A 14,122-nucleotide genomic window follows, 5' to 3' on the forward strand; every position below is an offset into this window, starting at 1 on the left:
GCACGATATCTGTTCCCAAATCAAGCAGTATGAGAATCCTTTTATTGGTAATGACGGTCTTATTTAGCCAACTGACATTGGCGCAGACCGAGGAGCAACTTCCTTGGATGACTAATCTGGAGGCAGCTCAAAAACAAGCTCGTAAAGAAAAGAAGCCCGTATTGCTTTATTTTACGGGTAGTGATTGGTGTGCTCCCTGCATTCAATTAAAGGAAGATTTTTTCTCAACCGACGAGTTTAAAGCAATGACCAAAGATTATTTATTGGTCATGATAGACATCCCGCGTCGTATCGATATAGTAAGTCCGGAGCAGCTAACTTATAATAAAGACATCCTTAAGAGATACAATCCCGAGCGTTCGTTTCCCTTGTTAATTGCATACAATCACAAAGGAAGAAAAATAGGAGAGGTATCTGGTTACAGCAGTCTGCGCGACACGTCCTACCACTTTGAGCTATTGGAAAAGATAGCGGAGAATTATTAGCCAAACATATTGTCTAGCCCAGGAATATTGGGCATTCCCTCTTTAGCTACTGCAGCTAATTCTGTTTCATTTACAGTAGTGGCTCGAGCGATCGCTTTGTTTAAGGTGATCACCAAATAATCTTCTAATTGCTCTTTGTCGCTCAAAAGTTCTTCGGCGATGCTGATATTTTTTATCTCACGATTGGCCGTAAGGGTTACTTTTATAGTTCCTTCTGAGTTTTGCTCGTCAATTAAAACAGTATTGAGTCGTTCTTTGGTCTGAGCGACCTTCTCTTGGGTTTCTTTGAGTTTACCCATCATTCCCATGATATCTCCAAACATAGCTTTAAGATTTTATTCCCTGCAAATTTACTACTTTAGAGGGCTTATACCTAAACCTTCGAAAAACAAAATCATGATCAAGCAGATCCTCATCTTAGCAGTTTGCACTATTTTTGCAGCTTCCTGTAAACAAGATCAAAAACCAAAAGCGGCCATGAATATTACGCCACCCACGGCAGATAAAAAGCCCAAGAACCTAGAAATTCACGGAGACGTCCGCGTTGATGATTATTATTGGCTCAACGACAGAGAAGACGAAGAAGTGATCGACTACTTGGAGCGAGAGAACGACTACTTTGAAAAAATGACCGCGCATACCAAGACCTTCCAGGAGGACTTGTTCCAAGAAATGAAGGGCCGTATTAAAGAAGACGATGCTTCTGTGCCTTATTTCTATAACGGTTACTACTACATTACCCGTTATGAGACCGGGAAGGATTATCCTATTTACACACGCAAGAAAGGATCTATGGACGCGGAAGAAGAGATCCTCTTTAATGTGAACGAAATGGCAGAAGGATACCCGTACTACAATTTACGTGGTATCAACGTTAGTCCTAACAACAAGCTTGTGGCCTTTGGTGTAGATACGGTGAGTCGTAGAAATTACACCATCTATGTTAAGAATCTAGAAACTGGCGAGATCTACGACGAGGCCATTCCTATGACCACTGCAGGATCCGAATGGGCTAACGATAACGAGACCTTATTTTTTACAGGAAAAGATCCGGTTACTCTCCGCAGCGATAAGATCTATCGCCACAAGCTGGGAGATGATCCTAAAAATCCAACTTTGGTTTTTACCGAGGAGGACGACACTTTTTACACCTATGTATATAAAACCAAGTCCGACGATTATTTGATGATCGGTAGCACCAGTACCTTAACTTCGGAGTTTCAGTATCTGGATGCCAATGACCCAGAAGGGGAATTCAAAGCCATTCAGCCAAGAGAGCGCGGTCTGGAGTATTATGTTTCTCATTTTGGAGATAACTTCTACATTTTGACCAATAAGGACGGAGCTAAGAACTACAAGCTCATGAAGACCTCCGTTAACAATACCACGAAGGAAAACTGGGAAGAGGTCATTGCGCACGACCCAAAAGTGCTCTTAGAGGATATAGACATATTTAAGGATTATTTGGTGGTAAGTGAGCGTTCTGACGGACTTAATAAACTCAAGATCATTCCTTGGGCAAACCCGGAGGGAGCGTATTACCTGCCCTTTGACAGTGAGACCTATACGGCCTACACCACGCAAAACGTGGACTTTAACACAGACGTTTTACGCTACGGTTACAATTCTTTGACCACTCCGTCTTCGGTGATCGATTTCAATATGACCACCAAAGAGTCTAAGGTGATGAAAGAGACCGAGGTCTTGGGCGGTAAGTTCGACAAAGACAATTACGCTTCAGAGCGCGTATGGGCCACAGCAGAAGATGGAACCAAAATTCCGATCTCTTTGGTTTACCGTAAAGGAATGGAAAAGAATGGTAAGAATCCAGTATTGCAGTATGCTTACGGTTCTTATGGTTCTACGACCAATCCGCGTTTTTCAACCACACGCCTTAGCTTGCTGGATCGCGGTTTTATCTACGCTATTGCGCACATTCGTGGCGGACAGTATATGGGGCGCCAGTGGTATGAAGACGGAAAGATGTTTAAAAAGAAGAACACCTTTACCGATTTTATCGACTGCTCTAAGTTCTTGATAGCAGAGGGTTACACCTCGAGTGATCATTTATATGCCTACGGCGGATCTGCGGGAGGCTTACTTATGGGAGCTGTTGTAAATATGGCTCCGGAGCTGTACAATGGTGTAATCGCCGCTGTACCTTTTGTGGATGTGGTTACCACCATGCTAGACGATTCTATTCCACTTACAACTGGAGAATACGACGAGTGGGGGAACCCGAACAACAAAGATTCCTACGACTATATGTTATCTTATTCACCCTATGATCAGGTGAGTGCTCAGGACTATCCGAACCTATTGGTCACCACAGGATTGCATGATTCTCAAGTACAATATTGGGAGCCGGCAAAATGGGTTGCCAAACTCAGAGATATGAAGACAGACGACAATCTATTGTTGTTGTACACAGACATGGAAGCTGGCCACGGCGGAGCTTCCGGACGCTTTGAGGCTTTGAAAGAAGTGGCGAGAAATTGGGCCTTCTTACTTGATTTGGAAGGGATAACCGAGTAGTTTGAAATTTTTGACTTAACTTTGCAGGGTTGAAACCGTAAATCATTGCTGATAAGCGTGTTTCTACTGACTAAGCAGAATTTATGAAGGACAAAATCCAAGCACATGACAACGTGCTTTCTCTTATTGGGAACACACCGCTTGTCAAATTGAGCAATATTACTGCCGATATTCCCGGTAATTTCTACGGAAAAGTTGAAGCTTTCAACCCCGGACACTCTTCTAAAGACCGCATCGCCTTACACATCATTGAGGAAGCAGAGCGCCAAGGTATTTTAAATCCTGGTGACACCATTATTGAGACTACCTCTGGTAACACTGGTTTTAGTATTGCTATGGTGAGTATCATTAAAGGGTATGAATGTATCCTAGCGGTGAGTTCAAAGTCGAGTGGTGACAAGATCGACATGTTGCGCGCCATGGGTGCACAAGTTTATGTTTGCCCCGCTCACGTAGCTGCAGACGATCCGCGTTCGTACTACGAAGTGGCCAAGCGTTTGCACAATGAGATCAAAGGATCGGTTTATATCAATCAGTATTTCAACAAACTAAATACTGCCGCTCACTACAAGACCACAGGCCCAGAGATCTGGGAACAAACCGGTGGACAGATCACGCATTTGGTTGCTTGTAGCGGTACCGGCGGAACTATTTCTGGTACGGCTCAATATTTGAAGGAGCAAAATCCAAATATTCAGATCGTGGGTATTGATGCTTACGGATCTGTCTTAAAGAAATACCATGAGACCCGCGAGTTCGACAAGAACGAGATCTATCCGTATCGCATAGAAGGTCTTGGTAAGAATTTGATTCCTACGGCTACAGATTTTGACAGCATTGACCAGTTTGTAAAGGTAACAGACGAAGAAAGTGCGCATAAAGCTCGTGAGTTGGCCACTAAAGAAGGTTTGTTTGCCGGATATACCTCCGGAGCGGCTCTTCAAGGTGTTCAACAATTAGCAGAAGAAGGATACTTCAAAAAAGACGATGTAGTGGTCGTGATTTTACCAGACCACGGTTCTCGATATATGAGCAAAGTCTACTCAGACAAGTGGATGAAAGAGCAGGGCTTCTTTGACGCTCAGCACGAAGAGGTGGTTGGGAACATACAATACGTCAAATAAGACCCTTAAACAAAATAGCTAAGCCCTGCATTTGCGGGGCTTTTTTATGGGCAGGAATTCAGGAAAAACCCTGATAATTAGGAATAAATTTATACTTTTGCCCGGAAACTTTAATAGCAAAGATTTGGCAAAGGATTTATTCGAAAAGATTTACAGAGATAAAGGACCTCTAGGGAAATGGGCGGAAGCTGCAGAAGGATATTTTGTATTCCCAAAATTAGAAGGGCCTATCGGTAATCGAATGATGTTCAACGGCAAGGAAGTCATCACCTGGAGTGTGAACGACTACTTGGGATTGGCGAATCACCCAGAAGTTCGTAAGGTTGATGCAGAAGCTGCTGCACAATACGGTTCGGCTTATCCAATGGGTGCTAGAATGATGAGTGGTCATACCAACCTCCACGAACAACTTCAGAATGAGCTTGCGGCATTTGTAAACAAGGAAGCTGCTTATTTGTTGAACTTTGGTTACCAAGGAATGGTTTCTACCATCGACGCCTTGGTTTCTAAAGACGACGTTATCGTTTATGATGTAGACGCTCACGCCTGTATCATTGACGGGGTGCGTTTACACCTTGGTCAGCGTTTTACTTACAAGCATAACGATATGGAAAGTATCGAAAAGAACTTGAAGCGTGCTGAGAAAGTAGCAGAGAAGACCGGCGGTGGGATCCTTTTGATCTCCGAAGGTGTTTTTGGAATGCGCGGTGAACAAGGAAAGCTAAAAGAGATCGTAGCCCTAAAGGAAAAATACAACTTCCGTTTGTTCGTTGACGATGCTCACGGTTTTGGGACACTTGGAAAAACTGGTGCTGGAGCAGGTGAGGAGCAAGGCGTACAAGACGATATCGACGTGTACTTCGCTACTTTCGCTAAGTCTATGGCATCTACTGGAGCTTTTATCGCAGGAGATGAAGAGATCATCAATTATTTGAAATACAACCTGCGTTCGCAAATGTTCGCCAAGTCGTTACAAATGCAGTTGGTTGTAGGTGCTTTGAAGCGTTTGGATATGATGCGTTCAAGCACAGAATACAAAGACAAGCTTTGGGCCAATGTAAACGCCTTACAAGGTGGTTTACGGGAGCGTGGTTTCGACTTAGGAACTACCCAGAGTTGTGTGACTCCGGTATATCTTAAAGGAAGTATTCCAGAAGCTATGGCTTTGGTTAAGGACCTACGTGAAAATCACGGAGTATTCTGTTCTATAGTGGTTTACCCAGTGATACCTAAAGGATTGATTCTACTTAGAATGATCCCTACGGCATCGCACACCATGGAAGATATTGACCAGACTTTAGATGCATTCTCTGCCATTAGAGAGCGATTGGAGAACGGTACTTACAAAAGACTATCTGCTGCATTAGCAGCCTCTATGGGCGAGTAATTATCGTATGAGATAAAAATAGAAAAGCCACCAGATCGGTGGCTTTTTTTTATAGGTCTTTTCTAAAAGTGCTGCGTTCTTTGTGTTGCTGCGGACCGTAATCCTTCCAAAGCAACTGAACAGCTGTATTCTCAGCGAGTTCCGGGTTGGTCTCCACTTCTTTAATCCCTTTATTGTTAAAGAGCTGCTGCATTTCTGCAAATATGATAGCCGTAACTCCCTTACCTTGATATTCAGGGTCTATACCAATTAAATAGAAGGCGGCGGTGTCGTTCTTCTTTTGCGCTTGCAATAAATGATACCATCCAAAAGGGAATAGTTTGCCGTTGGCCTTCTTTAAGGCCTTAGAAAAGCTAGGCATTACCACAGAAAAGGCGATCAGTTTTCCGTCGGAATCCTTAATGCATGTAATATAGTCTGGGTGGATAAAGTTGAAATACTTCTCCTTGTAATAGTCTATCTGATACTGTTGTATCGGCACAAAGGTCTGTAAACTGTTATAGGTATTGTTCAGTAACCCGAACATATCATCCACATAAGGGATGATCTCCTTTTTGGACTTAAAACGGATCACTTCCAATTCGTACCGTTTTTTAATGATCGCTGAGAACTTTTTAACCTTTTCCTTCATCTCTGCCGGGATCTGCATGCGATACTCGACCCAAGTAGCCTGTTTTTCAAAGCCTAGCTTTTGGAAATGTTCGGCATAGTAAGGGTAGTGGTACCAAGTGATCATGGTATTGAGTTCCTCATATCCCATGGTAAGTATACCGGCCTTTTCCATATTAGAGAATCCTACAGGACCTTCCACATATTCTAAGTTGTGGCTTCGCCCGATCTTGTTTACTTCTTCTAATAAAGCCTTGGTAACCTCCAGATCATCGATCATATCTAGCCAGCCGAAGCGCATCTTTTTCTTACCCTGCTCATTGATCTCCAAATGATTTACAATAGCAGCTATGCGTCCAACTACCTTGTTGTTCTTATAGGCCAAGAAATAATGTGCCTCTGCATTTTTAAAAACAGGGTTCTTTTCTTGACTCAGGGTTTCTAGTTCGTCATTGATCAATGGCGGAACCCAATATTTACAGTCCTTGTAGAGTGTAAACGGAAACTTGACGAAGGTTTTAAGGTCTTTTTGGTTGGTTATTTTCTTGACTTCGATCATGGGCGATTTCTTAAAATACTGCCGCCATCATCTTCTATCTCGACATCGTCACGGCGTTTGCGTCGCTTCTTTTTGTTGTCCTTTTTGTTAATGGCTTCTCCATCCGGACCTTTTTCTTCCAAGTACTCATCTTGGCCATGCATGTCAAAGCGATAGCTAGCTCCGATCTTGAAAAAGGTTCTGGTAGGAGTGTCTTTCCAATTCAGGAGCACTGAAGCATCTAATTGAAAATCATTGTTAAAGAGATAGGCGGCGCCACCTCTAAAGAGTTGATCTGCATAGAAATCACTCTTAATTCCTTCATTTTCAACAAAAGCCGAAAACTTCTCACTAAAGGCATGTGTAAGTGTAAGTAGATAGCTGTACGATGGAAACTCGGTGGTTACACGATCTACAATGATATTGGTAACAAATACCCATCCGCCTAAAAAGTTATTCTGCGTAATAATGGCGATTCTCGGACTTATGGTCAATTCATCCTCTGGAGTGAAAGGGTTATCCTCAAAGTCGAAATTGGCCCCAGCATAAACAGAGATAGCCGGAATAAGATCTCTCCACTGAAAAGTATTATTAGCCTTCCAACTGTAAAGATTCGGGCCCTCCAACTCTCGTTTTCTGTAAGGGTCGTATAACAAATACTTTGCCCCGAGGCTGTTGAGTCTAAAGTTTGCTTGGGTGAACTCACCGGTTACAAAACCATCGTCAAAGGTAACCTCATTGCGCTGATAGGCGCCAATTGCATTGATCTCAAGTCGCTCCATAAACAAGCCGTATCTCACGGCATAGTCCAAGCTAAAAGCGCTTGCTTCTGTATTGAGCAAATCGTGATTCTCTTGTCCAAGACCCAATCCGAGCTCTAGTTGCAGGACATTGCGGCCCACGGCAAAAGCCCCTTGAGAATTTCCAGGTCTGTTTGAATTTATGGTTTCAGTGTATTGGCTCAGAACAGCCTGAGTACTTGCTATAAATAGGCAGGCAATAAGCCAAAAGCGGGTGTTCATGGGGTACTGGTTTGCAGTCAAAGATAGCAGAATTTATTAGTTTTTTAATAGTTCTTTAGCGGCTTCTTCAGCCCTGAATCCCTACCTTTACAGTAAATTTAAAGTGCATGGATGCATTAAGAACGTTTTTGATTGTCATTTTGGTATTGTTGCTCTTGCGTTTCGCATTGAAGCTTGCAGCGCCTTATATACTGAGTTATGCGAGCAAAAAGCTACAGCAGCGATTCGAAAGCCAGTTCGGGGCCTTTGAGCAGCAGCAACCCCCTAAACCAGAAGGCAGTGTCCATGTCCACAGTAAACCACAGCCCAAAAGAGAATCTACTAAGGTTGTTGGCGACTATATCGATTATGAAGAAATTGATTAATTTGGAAGCCTAAATCCGCACTTATGGCCGCCTTAAAAAAAGCGCTTCCTCACCTTGTTGTTTTAATTTTATTTATCCTCGCCTCGCTGATCTATTTTAGCCCCGTACTGCAAGGCGAAACCATATTTCAGAGCGACATTGCTCAGTTTAACGGTATTGCTAAACAACAGCGTGATTATAAAGCCGCGACAGGAGAGGAGACCTATTGGACCAATGGTGCTTTTGGCGGAATGCCAACCTATCAGATGGGAGCGCGTTATCCGAATCACCTCATTAAAAAATTAGACCTTACGCTGCGGTTCTTACCACGGCCAGCAGACTATCTGTTTCTATACCTGATCAGCATGTATGTTTTATTGCTGGTTATGAAAGTAGATTACAAATTGGCTTTCCTGGGTGCGCTCGCCTTTGGCTTCTCTACCTACCTTATCATCATACTCGGGGTGGGGCATAACTTAAAAGCGCATGCTATCGCCTATATGCCTTTAGTGCTCAGTGGAATAATTCTGACCTTTAGGGGTAAGTATCTCTGGGGATTTGCACTCACAGCTATTGCCATGGGCTTGGAACTGGTGGCCAACCATTTTCAGATGACCTATTATCTTTTGTTATTGGTTGTGGTCTTGGGCTTGGCGTATTTAGTAGATGCCTTCCGCAGAAAACAGTTGCCGCATTTCTTTAAATCCGTAGGGATACTCTGTGCTGCGGTGCTTTTGGCCATCGGGTTCAACAGTGCAAATATTTTAGCTACGGCCGAATACGCTCCTTATTCCATGCGTGGAAAAAGTGAGCTCACAATTAAGCCAGACGGAACTCCCAAAGAAGTGACCAACGGCCTACCTTATGACTATATCACCGAATACAGTTACGGCAAGCTGGAGAGCTTTAATTTAATGGTACCGCGTTTTATGGGTGGAGGTTCTGGAGAACCTTTGCCAGAAGAAAGCCAACTTATTGATGCATTGCGCGGCTTAGGAATTCCGCCTCAAGAAGCCAACAATATCTTGCGACAAGTGCCTTTGCCCATGTATTGGGGTGATCAACCCATAGTAGAAGCACCTGCATATGTTGGGGCTATAGTGGTCTTTTTAGCACTTTTAGGATTCTTTTTAATAAAGGGTCGACTGCGCTGGTGGCTCTTGGGAGGTATACTGCTGAGTCTTTTATTGTCTTGGGGAAAGAATTTTGCCTTCCTGACCGAATTCTTTGTAGACTATGTTCCGCTTTACAACAAGTTTAGAGCGGTTAGTTCTATACAAGTCATTATTGAGCTACTGCTTCCTATAGCCGCTGTTATTGGACTGCACCAACTCTTTAATGATTTCAACACCAAAGAGGCCAGACGAAAGGCCTTGTTGATCTCCGGAGGAATTGTCTCCGGTTTACTGCTTGTTTTTTACCTTTTAGGATCCAGTCTGTTTGACTTCCAAGCTCCTTATGATGCCGATGTTGCAGCGGCCCTTGGAGAGGCTGGTCCTGTACTAATTGAGGGAATACAGGCCGATAGGATAGCCGTGTTCAAAGCAGACAGCCTGCGTTCTTTAGGCTTGGTTCTGGCAACTATAGCGGTACTTTTTGGCTTGCTTAGAAATGCAATTAAAGAACCTTTGGCTGTTGGCCTATTGGCGGTCTTGTTATTGATCGATTTGGTAGGAGTGGACAAGCGTTATGTAAACGAAGAAGACTTTGTAGACACGCGTGTTATGGAGCAGCCCTACCAACGCAATGGCGCCGATATTCAGATAGAGCAAGATAAAGATGGCTTCTTTAGAGTCTACGACATGACCACAAGTGCCTTTACCAGTGGCCGTGCGAGCTTTTTCCACAATGCGCTGGGTGGTTACAGTGCAGTTAAAATGGGGCGTATTCACGATCTGTACGAGTTCTACCTGATGGGAGAACAACCCAATATGAACATCATCAATATGTTCAATGTGCGTTATTTGATTCGCTTTGGAGATAATGGCGGGCCTTATGCGCAGCGGAATTCCGGTGCCAATGGCAATGCCTGGTTTGTCACCGATTACGACTTGGTAGCTTCGGCAGACGAGGAGATTCAGGCTTTGGCTAATATCAATACCAAACAAAAGGCTGTAATTCACCAAGAATTTGCGGGTATGCTCAGTGGGAAGCGTTTTGCTGCGGATTCTACCGCAACCATTACACTCAAGGAGTTTGCTCCGAATCGAATGGTTTACAACAGCAAGAGTACCACCGAAGGCTTAGTGGTCTTTTCTGAGATGTATTACAAGCCGGGTTGGAAATTAACGATAGACGGACAAGAGGCCGATTATTTTAGAGCGAATTATACCCTTAGAGCAATGGTCTTGCCTGCTGGGGAGCATGAGATCGTTTTCTCCTTTGAGCCAGAAGTGGTACAGCGCGGCAGCATGCTCAGCTTGCTATCTGCAGGAATCTTTGTTTTGGTACTTCTGGGCTTTGGTTATTGGAACTACAGAAATTCGCAGTCTGAATCAGCATAAATGGAACCTAAGAAAGTTCTGGTAATTACCTATTACTGGCCGCCAGCTGGTGGGCCAGGTGTACAGCGCTGGTTAAAGTTCTGCACGTATTTGCCCGAATTTGGTATTAAGCCAACGGTCTACACTCCAGAGAATCCGTCGTATCCTATCGTCGATGAGGCCTTAGTTAAAGAGGTTCCCGTAGACTTGGAAATTTTAAGACATCCTATTTGGGAGCCATACGCAATAGGTAAACGCGTGGGCAAAGACGCTACACAGACCTTGAGCAAGGGCATTATAGACGAGGATCCTTCTCTTTTAAAGAAGTTCTTATTGTTTGTTAGAGGTAACTTCTTTATTCCTGATGCGCGTAAGGCCTGGGTAAAACCATCGGTCAAGTTTTTAAAGCGTCATTTAGAAGAGAACAGTTATGATACAGTAGTAACGACAGGGCCACCGCACAGTGTTCATCTTATTGGCTTGCAACTTCAAAAGGAGTTGGGAATTCCTTGGGTTGCAGATTTTAGAGATCCCTGGACAACTATCGGCTACCACAAATCCCTGCGTTTATTGCCTTGGAATGCCAGAAAGCACAAAAAGCTAGAGGCAGCTGTGCTGCAAGCAGCAGATCATATCTTGGTGACCAGTCCATCAACAAAAAAGGAATTCGAAGAAATATCTAAGCGGCCAATTAACGTCATTACCAACGGTTATGACAGGTCTAATAAACCGGAAAGTCAAATTGATCTTGATAAAAGTTTCAGTATAGCGCATATCGGTTCACTTTTGGCCAAGCGCAATCCAGAACCGCTCTGGAAGATGCTAGCTTATTTATGCGCCAATGACGCTGCCTTTAAAAAAGATCTGAAACTCGTCTTTGCCGGGGTGGTTGCAAAGGAAGTGAAAGACTCCTTAAGAGCCCACGGTCTTCTCGAACATGCTGAGTTTAAGGGCTATGTAGGGCACAGTGAGGCTATAGCCTTACAGCATCAAAGTCAATTGCTTTTATTGCTCGAGATAAACTCACCAGAAACACGTGCCATCTTGCCCGGAAAGCTGTTTGAATATATGATGGCCAAAAGACCAATACTAGCCTTAGGGCCTAAAGGCAGTGATATTAAACAACTATTGGAAGAGTCGGGTAGTGGTGAATTCTTTAATTACGATGAACTCACAACAGATTATTTGGGGGCCTATCTTTTAAAGGCCTATGGGGCTTATAAAAAGCAATCCCTTGAATTAGAGCAACAGGCCATTGCTAAATTCGACAGAAAAGCACTTAGCAAACAATTGGCTGCAGTCCTTAAAAGCGAAACCCTTGCCAGACAAAGTTCGTCTTGACAAGGGTTCCTAACTAACCAACCAAAAAATGATCTTTAGAATCCTCTACCTCGGCGTGAGTTGCCTGTAGAGTTCTGTCTTTTATTACCGCCGCCGCGAGATACACTTGCAGATCTAGAACCTCTGGAGCTGTTTGATGTTGCTCTGCTGTTGTTTCTAGAACCACCAGATCGATTTGCCTGTGATCTGGTATTGCTGCTGCGTCCCATGCTGCTGCGGCTATTTGATCTACTCGTCGTAGCTCTCTGGTTGCTACGAGAAGACGAGCTTCTCATATTACCAGTTGATCTATTTGTGCTTCGCTGAGATCTCATGTTCCCAGATGATCTATTGGTATTACGCTGTGTACGCATGTTACCAGAAGATCTGCTGTTGGAGTTCCCATTGCGAGCTACAGTTCCACGATTGTTCTGTTTCTTATCGCGAGTAGCCATATTGCTGTTTCCGCCGCGATTCGTGTTGGCAGATGTTCTGCGCATATTGCTAGATCTACCATTGTTAAAGTCTCTAGAACTGTTTGTGGCACGTGTATTGGCCGCAACACTTCTACGATTGTTATTCGCTGTTGTAGCTCTAGAGCCACGCCGGCTGTTGTTAGCTACCGCATCTCTTCCCGATCTACGAGCTGGACGGTAATCTGGGTTTGCAGCGGTTCTACCGTTGCGATAGTGAATTCTGCTACCCGGACGATAGAAATCTCTTCTACCATTTACGTAAGCTCTACGCCCTCTGTTGTTATAGTAGCGAATGTGGTTCGCGTAGCTGTAACGGATAGGCGTGTAGTAGGTGCGATACGGATAGTTATACACGATACAGTTGCTCCAGATTGGTGGCGCATAAAATACGTGCCATGGTCTGTATATATAGGTTCTGTAGAAAGGGCTGATGTATCCAACGGTGTAGTCAAACAGACCGTAGTTGTTATAAAAGACACGCAATCCTCCTACGCGAACAATGCGTCTGTTGTTGTATACGATATCTACGCTTCCAGCTCTAGAGATACGACCCCAGTTATCATAGAAGATCGGTACATTCTCGATCTGGATAACTGCTCCGTAGTCATCGTACTGTACAAAAGCGTCGTAATTGTAACCAGAATTGTAGTTGATACTAACTCCAGGTGTATTCACATTAACGTTCAATCCGTCGTTACCCAAGAAAACAAAATCAAATTGTCCGTCTGGGAATACTGAGAATTCTACACCTCCTTCAACAAAGATGTATGAAGATCCGTCAAAGTTGTATCGTCTGTCGTCTGCGCGGGCTTCTGAAAACAATCCAGAAACACTCAGTAAGAGTCCGCTAAGTAGTAAGGCAAGTTTTTTCATCACTTTAAATTTTAGTTTGTAATTGCATTCTGGTTAGCATTACGCTTTCATAAACACAAAGGGCGTGCCAAACTTTTAAAGTGTTGATTATCAGTAATAAAAAAAACACTGCCCTCCAAAGAGAGCAGTGTTACATCAACTAAATCATGATACTAGTTGCGGCTGCGACGACCGCGTCTGTTATCATTGTCATCATCGTCCCAATCGTCATCCCAATCATCATCATCCCAATCGAATTCCCAATCGTCATTGTTTGTCTGACCTCTAGAACGATTTCCTACTCGATAAGTAGTGTCGTAATGCCCGTTACCGAAATAACGGTCTGCAAAGGTAAAGGTTGTGCTTCCGGCTACACCACAGGTTCCGTAGATCACGTTCAAACGGTTTATATGTCCTAAAGTATGGCTTACGTTTCCGCGTCTAGAATATATAATATCCATACCGCCAACACCGACCAGTCTTCCTCTGCGGTAGCGTAAGGGTACATCGCCAATAAAACGAACCTTGCCATTTGGTTTGTAAAATATATGCGTACGGCCAATGCTGTGGATAACCCCGAATCGGTCCATGTTCATTCTGTAATGGCCACGACCACGATGTCCGTTGGCATGTACAGGGAGGTTTCGTCTGGCGTTACGTCTGCCAATTACGCGACCGCGTCTGTTGTATTGTACGGCATTTGGAAGGACATAGCTAAAACTGCCATCCAAGAACACTTCAAACAAGATACCGTCTTCGTAAAAAGTTACCGATTGTGTACTTAAATAGCGTTCGTAGTTCCCCCAAGGATTGTAAACCTTAGATTCCGTAGTCACATTTGCCTGTGTAGAAATTCCGATTAGGAATATACCTACTGAAAGAATTGCTTTTTTCATAATCCTGAAATTTTGGGTTTTGCCTACTCTTAAAGCTTTTCGGCTTGCGCT

General features: G+C 43.8%; 12 protein-coding genes. 7 read left to right on the forward strand and 5 right to left on the reverse strand.

The genetic code is table 11. The features are described from left to right. The first annotated feature begins 29 nt into the window (after positions 1-29). Entirely contained in the window at positions 30-485 is a 456-nt protein-coding gene (locus tag BTO09_RS12975) for a thioredoxin family protein (RefSeq protein ID WP_157663518.1), read from the forward strand. Here BTO09_RS12975 and BTO09_RS12980 read toward each other — a convergent pair. After that, a complete protein-coding gene (locus BTO09_RS12980; RefSeq protein WP_087525191.1) occupies positions 482-808 on the reverse strand; it encodes a YbaB/EbfC family nucleoid-associated protein in 327 nt (108 codons plus the stop codon). The genes BTO09_RS12975 and BTO09_RS12980 overlap by 4 nt on opposite strands. A gap of 73 nt (positions 809-881) precedes the next feature. Between BTO09_RS12980 and BTO09_RS12985 the strand changes: the two genes are divergently transcribed. The 3 genes from BTO09_RS12985 (at position 882) to BTO09_RS12995 (ending at position 5,531) form a co-directional block, all read left to right on the forward strand. After that, a complete protein-coding gene (locus BTO09_RS12985; protein ID WP_087525192.1) occupies positions 882-3,020 on the forward strand; it encodes a S9 family peptidase in 2,139 nt (712 codons plus the stop codon). Between the two features lie 83 nt (positions 3,021-3,103). After that, positions 3,104-4,144 carry a PLP-dependent cysteine synthase family protein gene (locus tag BTO09_RS12990; protein WP_087525193.1) on the forward strand — a complete coding sequence of 347 codons (1,041 nt, stop codon included), beginning with the start codon at positions 3,104-3,106 and terminating at the stop codon, positions 4,142-4,144. A 124-nt stretch (positions 4,145-4,268) separates the two neighbouring features. Continuing rightward, positions 4,269-5,531 (forward strand): aminotransferase class I/II-fold pyridoxal phosphate-dependent enzyme, encoded by a 1,263-nt coding sequence (locus tag BTO09_RS12995; RefSeq protein WP_087525569.1) that lies wholly within the window; start codon positions 4,269-4,271, stop codon positions 5,529-5,531. Between the two features lie 49 nt (positions 5,532-5,580). Here BTO09_RS12995 and BTO09_RS13000 read toward each other — a convergent pair whose 3' ends face one another. Then, positions 5,581-6,699, reverse strand: a complete 1,119-nt coding sequence (locus BTO09_RS13000; protein WP_087525194.1) for a GNAT family N-acetyltransferase — start codon at positions 6,697-6,699, stop codon at positions 5,581-5,583. Next, entirely contained in the window at positions 6,696-7,700 is a 1,005-nt protein-coding gene (locus tag BTO09_RS13005) for a transporter (protein WP_087525195.1), read from the reverse strand. The genes BTO09_RS13000 and BTO09_RS13005 overlap by 4 nt, the downstream gene beginning before the upstream one ends. Before the next feature lie 107 nt (positions 7,701-7,807). Here BTO09_RS13005 and BTO09_RS13010 point away from each other — a divergent pair, with 107 nt between their 5' ends. Genes BTO09_RS13010 through BTO09_RS13020 form a run of 3 tightly spaced genes read left to right on the forward strand, consistent with a single transcriptional unit; the run spans position 7,808 to position 11,868 of the window. Next, positions 7,808-8,065 (forward strand): hypothetical protein, encoded by a 258-nt coding sequence (locus tag BTO09_RS13010; RefSeq protein WP_087525196.1) that lies wholly within the window; start codon positions 7,808-7,810, stop codon positions 8,063-8,065. Positions 8,066-8,088: 23 nt separating this feature from the next. Further along, positions 8,089-10,548, forward strand: a complete 2,460-nt coding sequence (locus BTO09_RS13015; RefSeq protein ID WP_087525197.1) for a YfhO family protein — start codon at positions 8,089-8,091, stop codon at positions 10,546-10,548. Then, positions 10,549-11,868: a glycosyltransferase gene (locus tag BTO09_RS13020; RefSeq protein WP_087525198.1), complete on the forward strand. Its 1,320-nt coding sequence runs from the start codon at positions 10,549-10,551 to the stop codon at positions 11,866-11,868. Positions 11,869-11,903: 35 nt separating this feature from the next. On the opposite strand, the gene BTO09_RS13025 is transcribed toward BTO09_RS13020, so the two are convergent. Together BTO09_RS13025 and BTO09_RS13030 are read right to left on the reverse strand one after the other, a co-directional pair. Beyond that, entirely contained in the window at positions 11,904-13,196 is a 1,293-nt protein-coding gene (locus BTO09_RS13025) for a hypothetical protein (RefSeq protein ID WP_087525199.1), read from the reverse strand. A gap of 152 nt (positions 13,197-13,348) precedes the next feature. Then, positions 13,349-14,071 carry a hypothetical protein gene (locus BTO09_RS13030; RefSeq protein ID WP_087525200.1) on the reverse strand — a complete coding sequence of 241 codons (723 nt, stop codon included), beginning with the start codon at positions 14,069-14,071 and terminating at the stop codon, positions 13,349-13,351. Between the last annotated feature and the right edge of the window lie 51 nt (positions 14,072-14,122).

The sequence above is a fragment of the Gilvibacter sp. SZ-19 genome (assembly GCF_002163875.1).
Taxonomy (GTDB): Bacteria; Bacteroidota; Bacteroidia; order Flavobacteriales; family Flavobacteriaceae; genus Gilvibacter.

Excerpts from the sequence above, each read along its gene's own strand:
- BTO09_RS13000 (WP_087525194.1), bottom strand. The coding sequence starts at position 6,699 with ATGATCGAAGTCAAGAAAATAACCAACCAAAAAGACCTTAAAACCTTC.
- BTO09_RS12990 (WP_087525193.1), top strand. The coding sequence starts at position 3,104 with ATGAAGGACAAAATCCAAGCACATGACAACGTGCTTTCTCTTATTGGG.
- BTO09_RS12975 (WP_157663518.1), top strand. The coding sequence starts at position 30 with ATGAGAATCCTTTTATTGGTAATGACGGTCTTATTTAGCCAACTGACA.
- BTO09_RS13010 (WP_087525196.1), top strand. The coding sequence starts at position 7,808 with ATGGATGCATTAAGAACGTTTTTGATTGTCATTTTGGTATTGTTGCTC.
- BTO09_RS13025 (WP_087525199.1), bottom strand. The coding sequence starts at position 13,196 with ATGAAAAAACTTGCCTTACTACTTAGCGGACTCTTACTGAGTGTTTCT.
- BTO09_RS12985 (WP_087525192.1), top strand. The coding sequence starts at position 882 with ATGATCAAGCAGATCCTCATCTTAGCAGTTTGCACTATTTTTGCAGCT.
- BTO09_RS13005 (WP_087525195.1), bottom strand. The coding sequence starts at position 7,700 with ATGAACACCCGCTTTTGGCTTATTGCCTGCCTATTTATAGCAAGTACT.
- BTO09_RS13030 (WP_087525200.1), bottom strand. The coding sequence starts at position 14,071 with ATGAAAAAAGCAATTCTTTCAGTAGGTATATTCCTAATCGGAATTTCT.
- BTO09_RS13020 (WP_087525198.1), top strand. The coding sequence starts at position 10,549 with ATGGAACCTAAGAAAGTTCTGGTAATTACCTATTACTGGCCGCCAGCT.
- BTO09_RS12980 (WP_087525191.1), bottom strand. The coding sequence starts at position 808 with ATGTTTGGAGATATCATGGGAATGATGGGTAAACTCAAAGAAACCCAA.
- BTO09_RS13015 (WP_087525197.1), top strand. The coding sequence starts at position 8,089 with ATGGCCGCCTTAAAAAAAGCGCTTCCTCACCTTGTTGTTTTAATTTTA.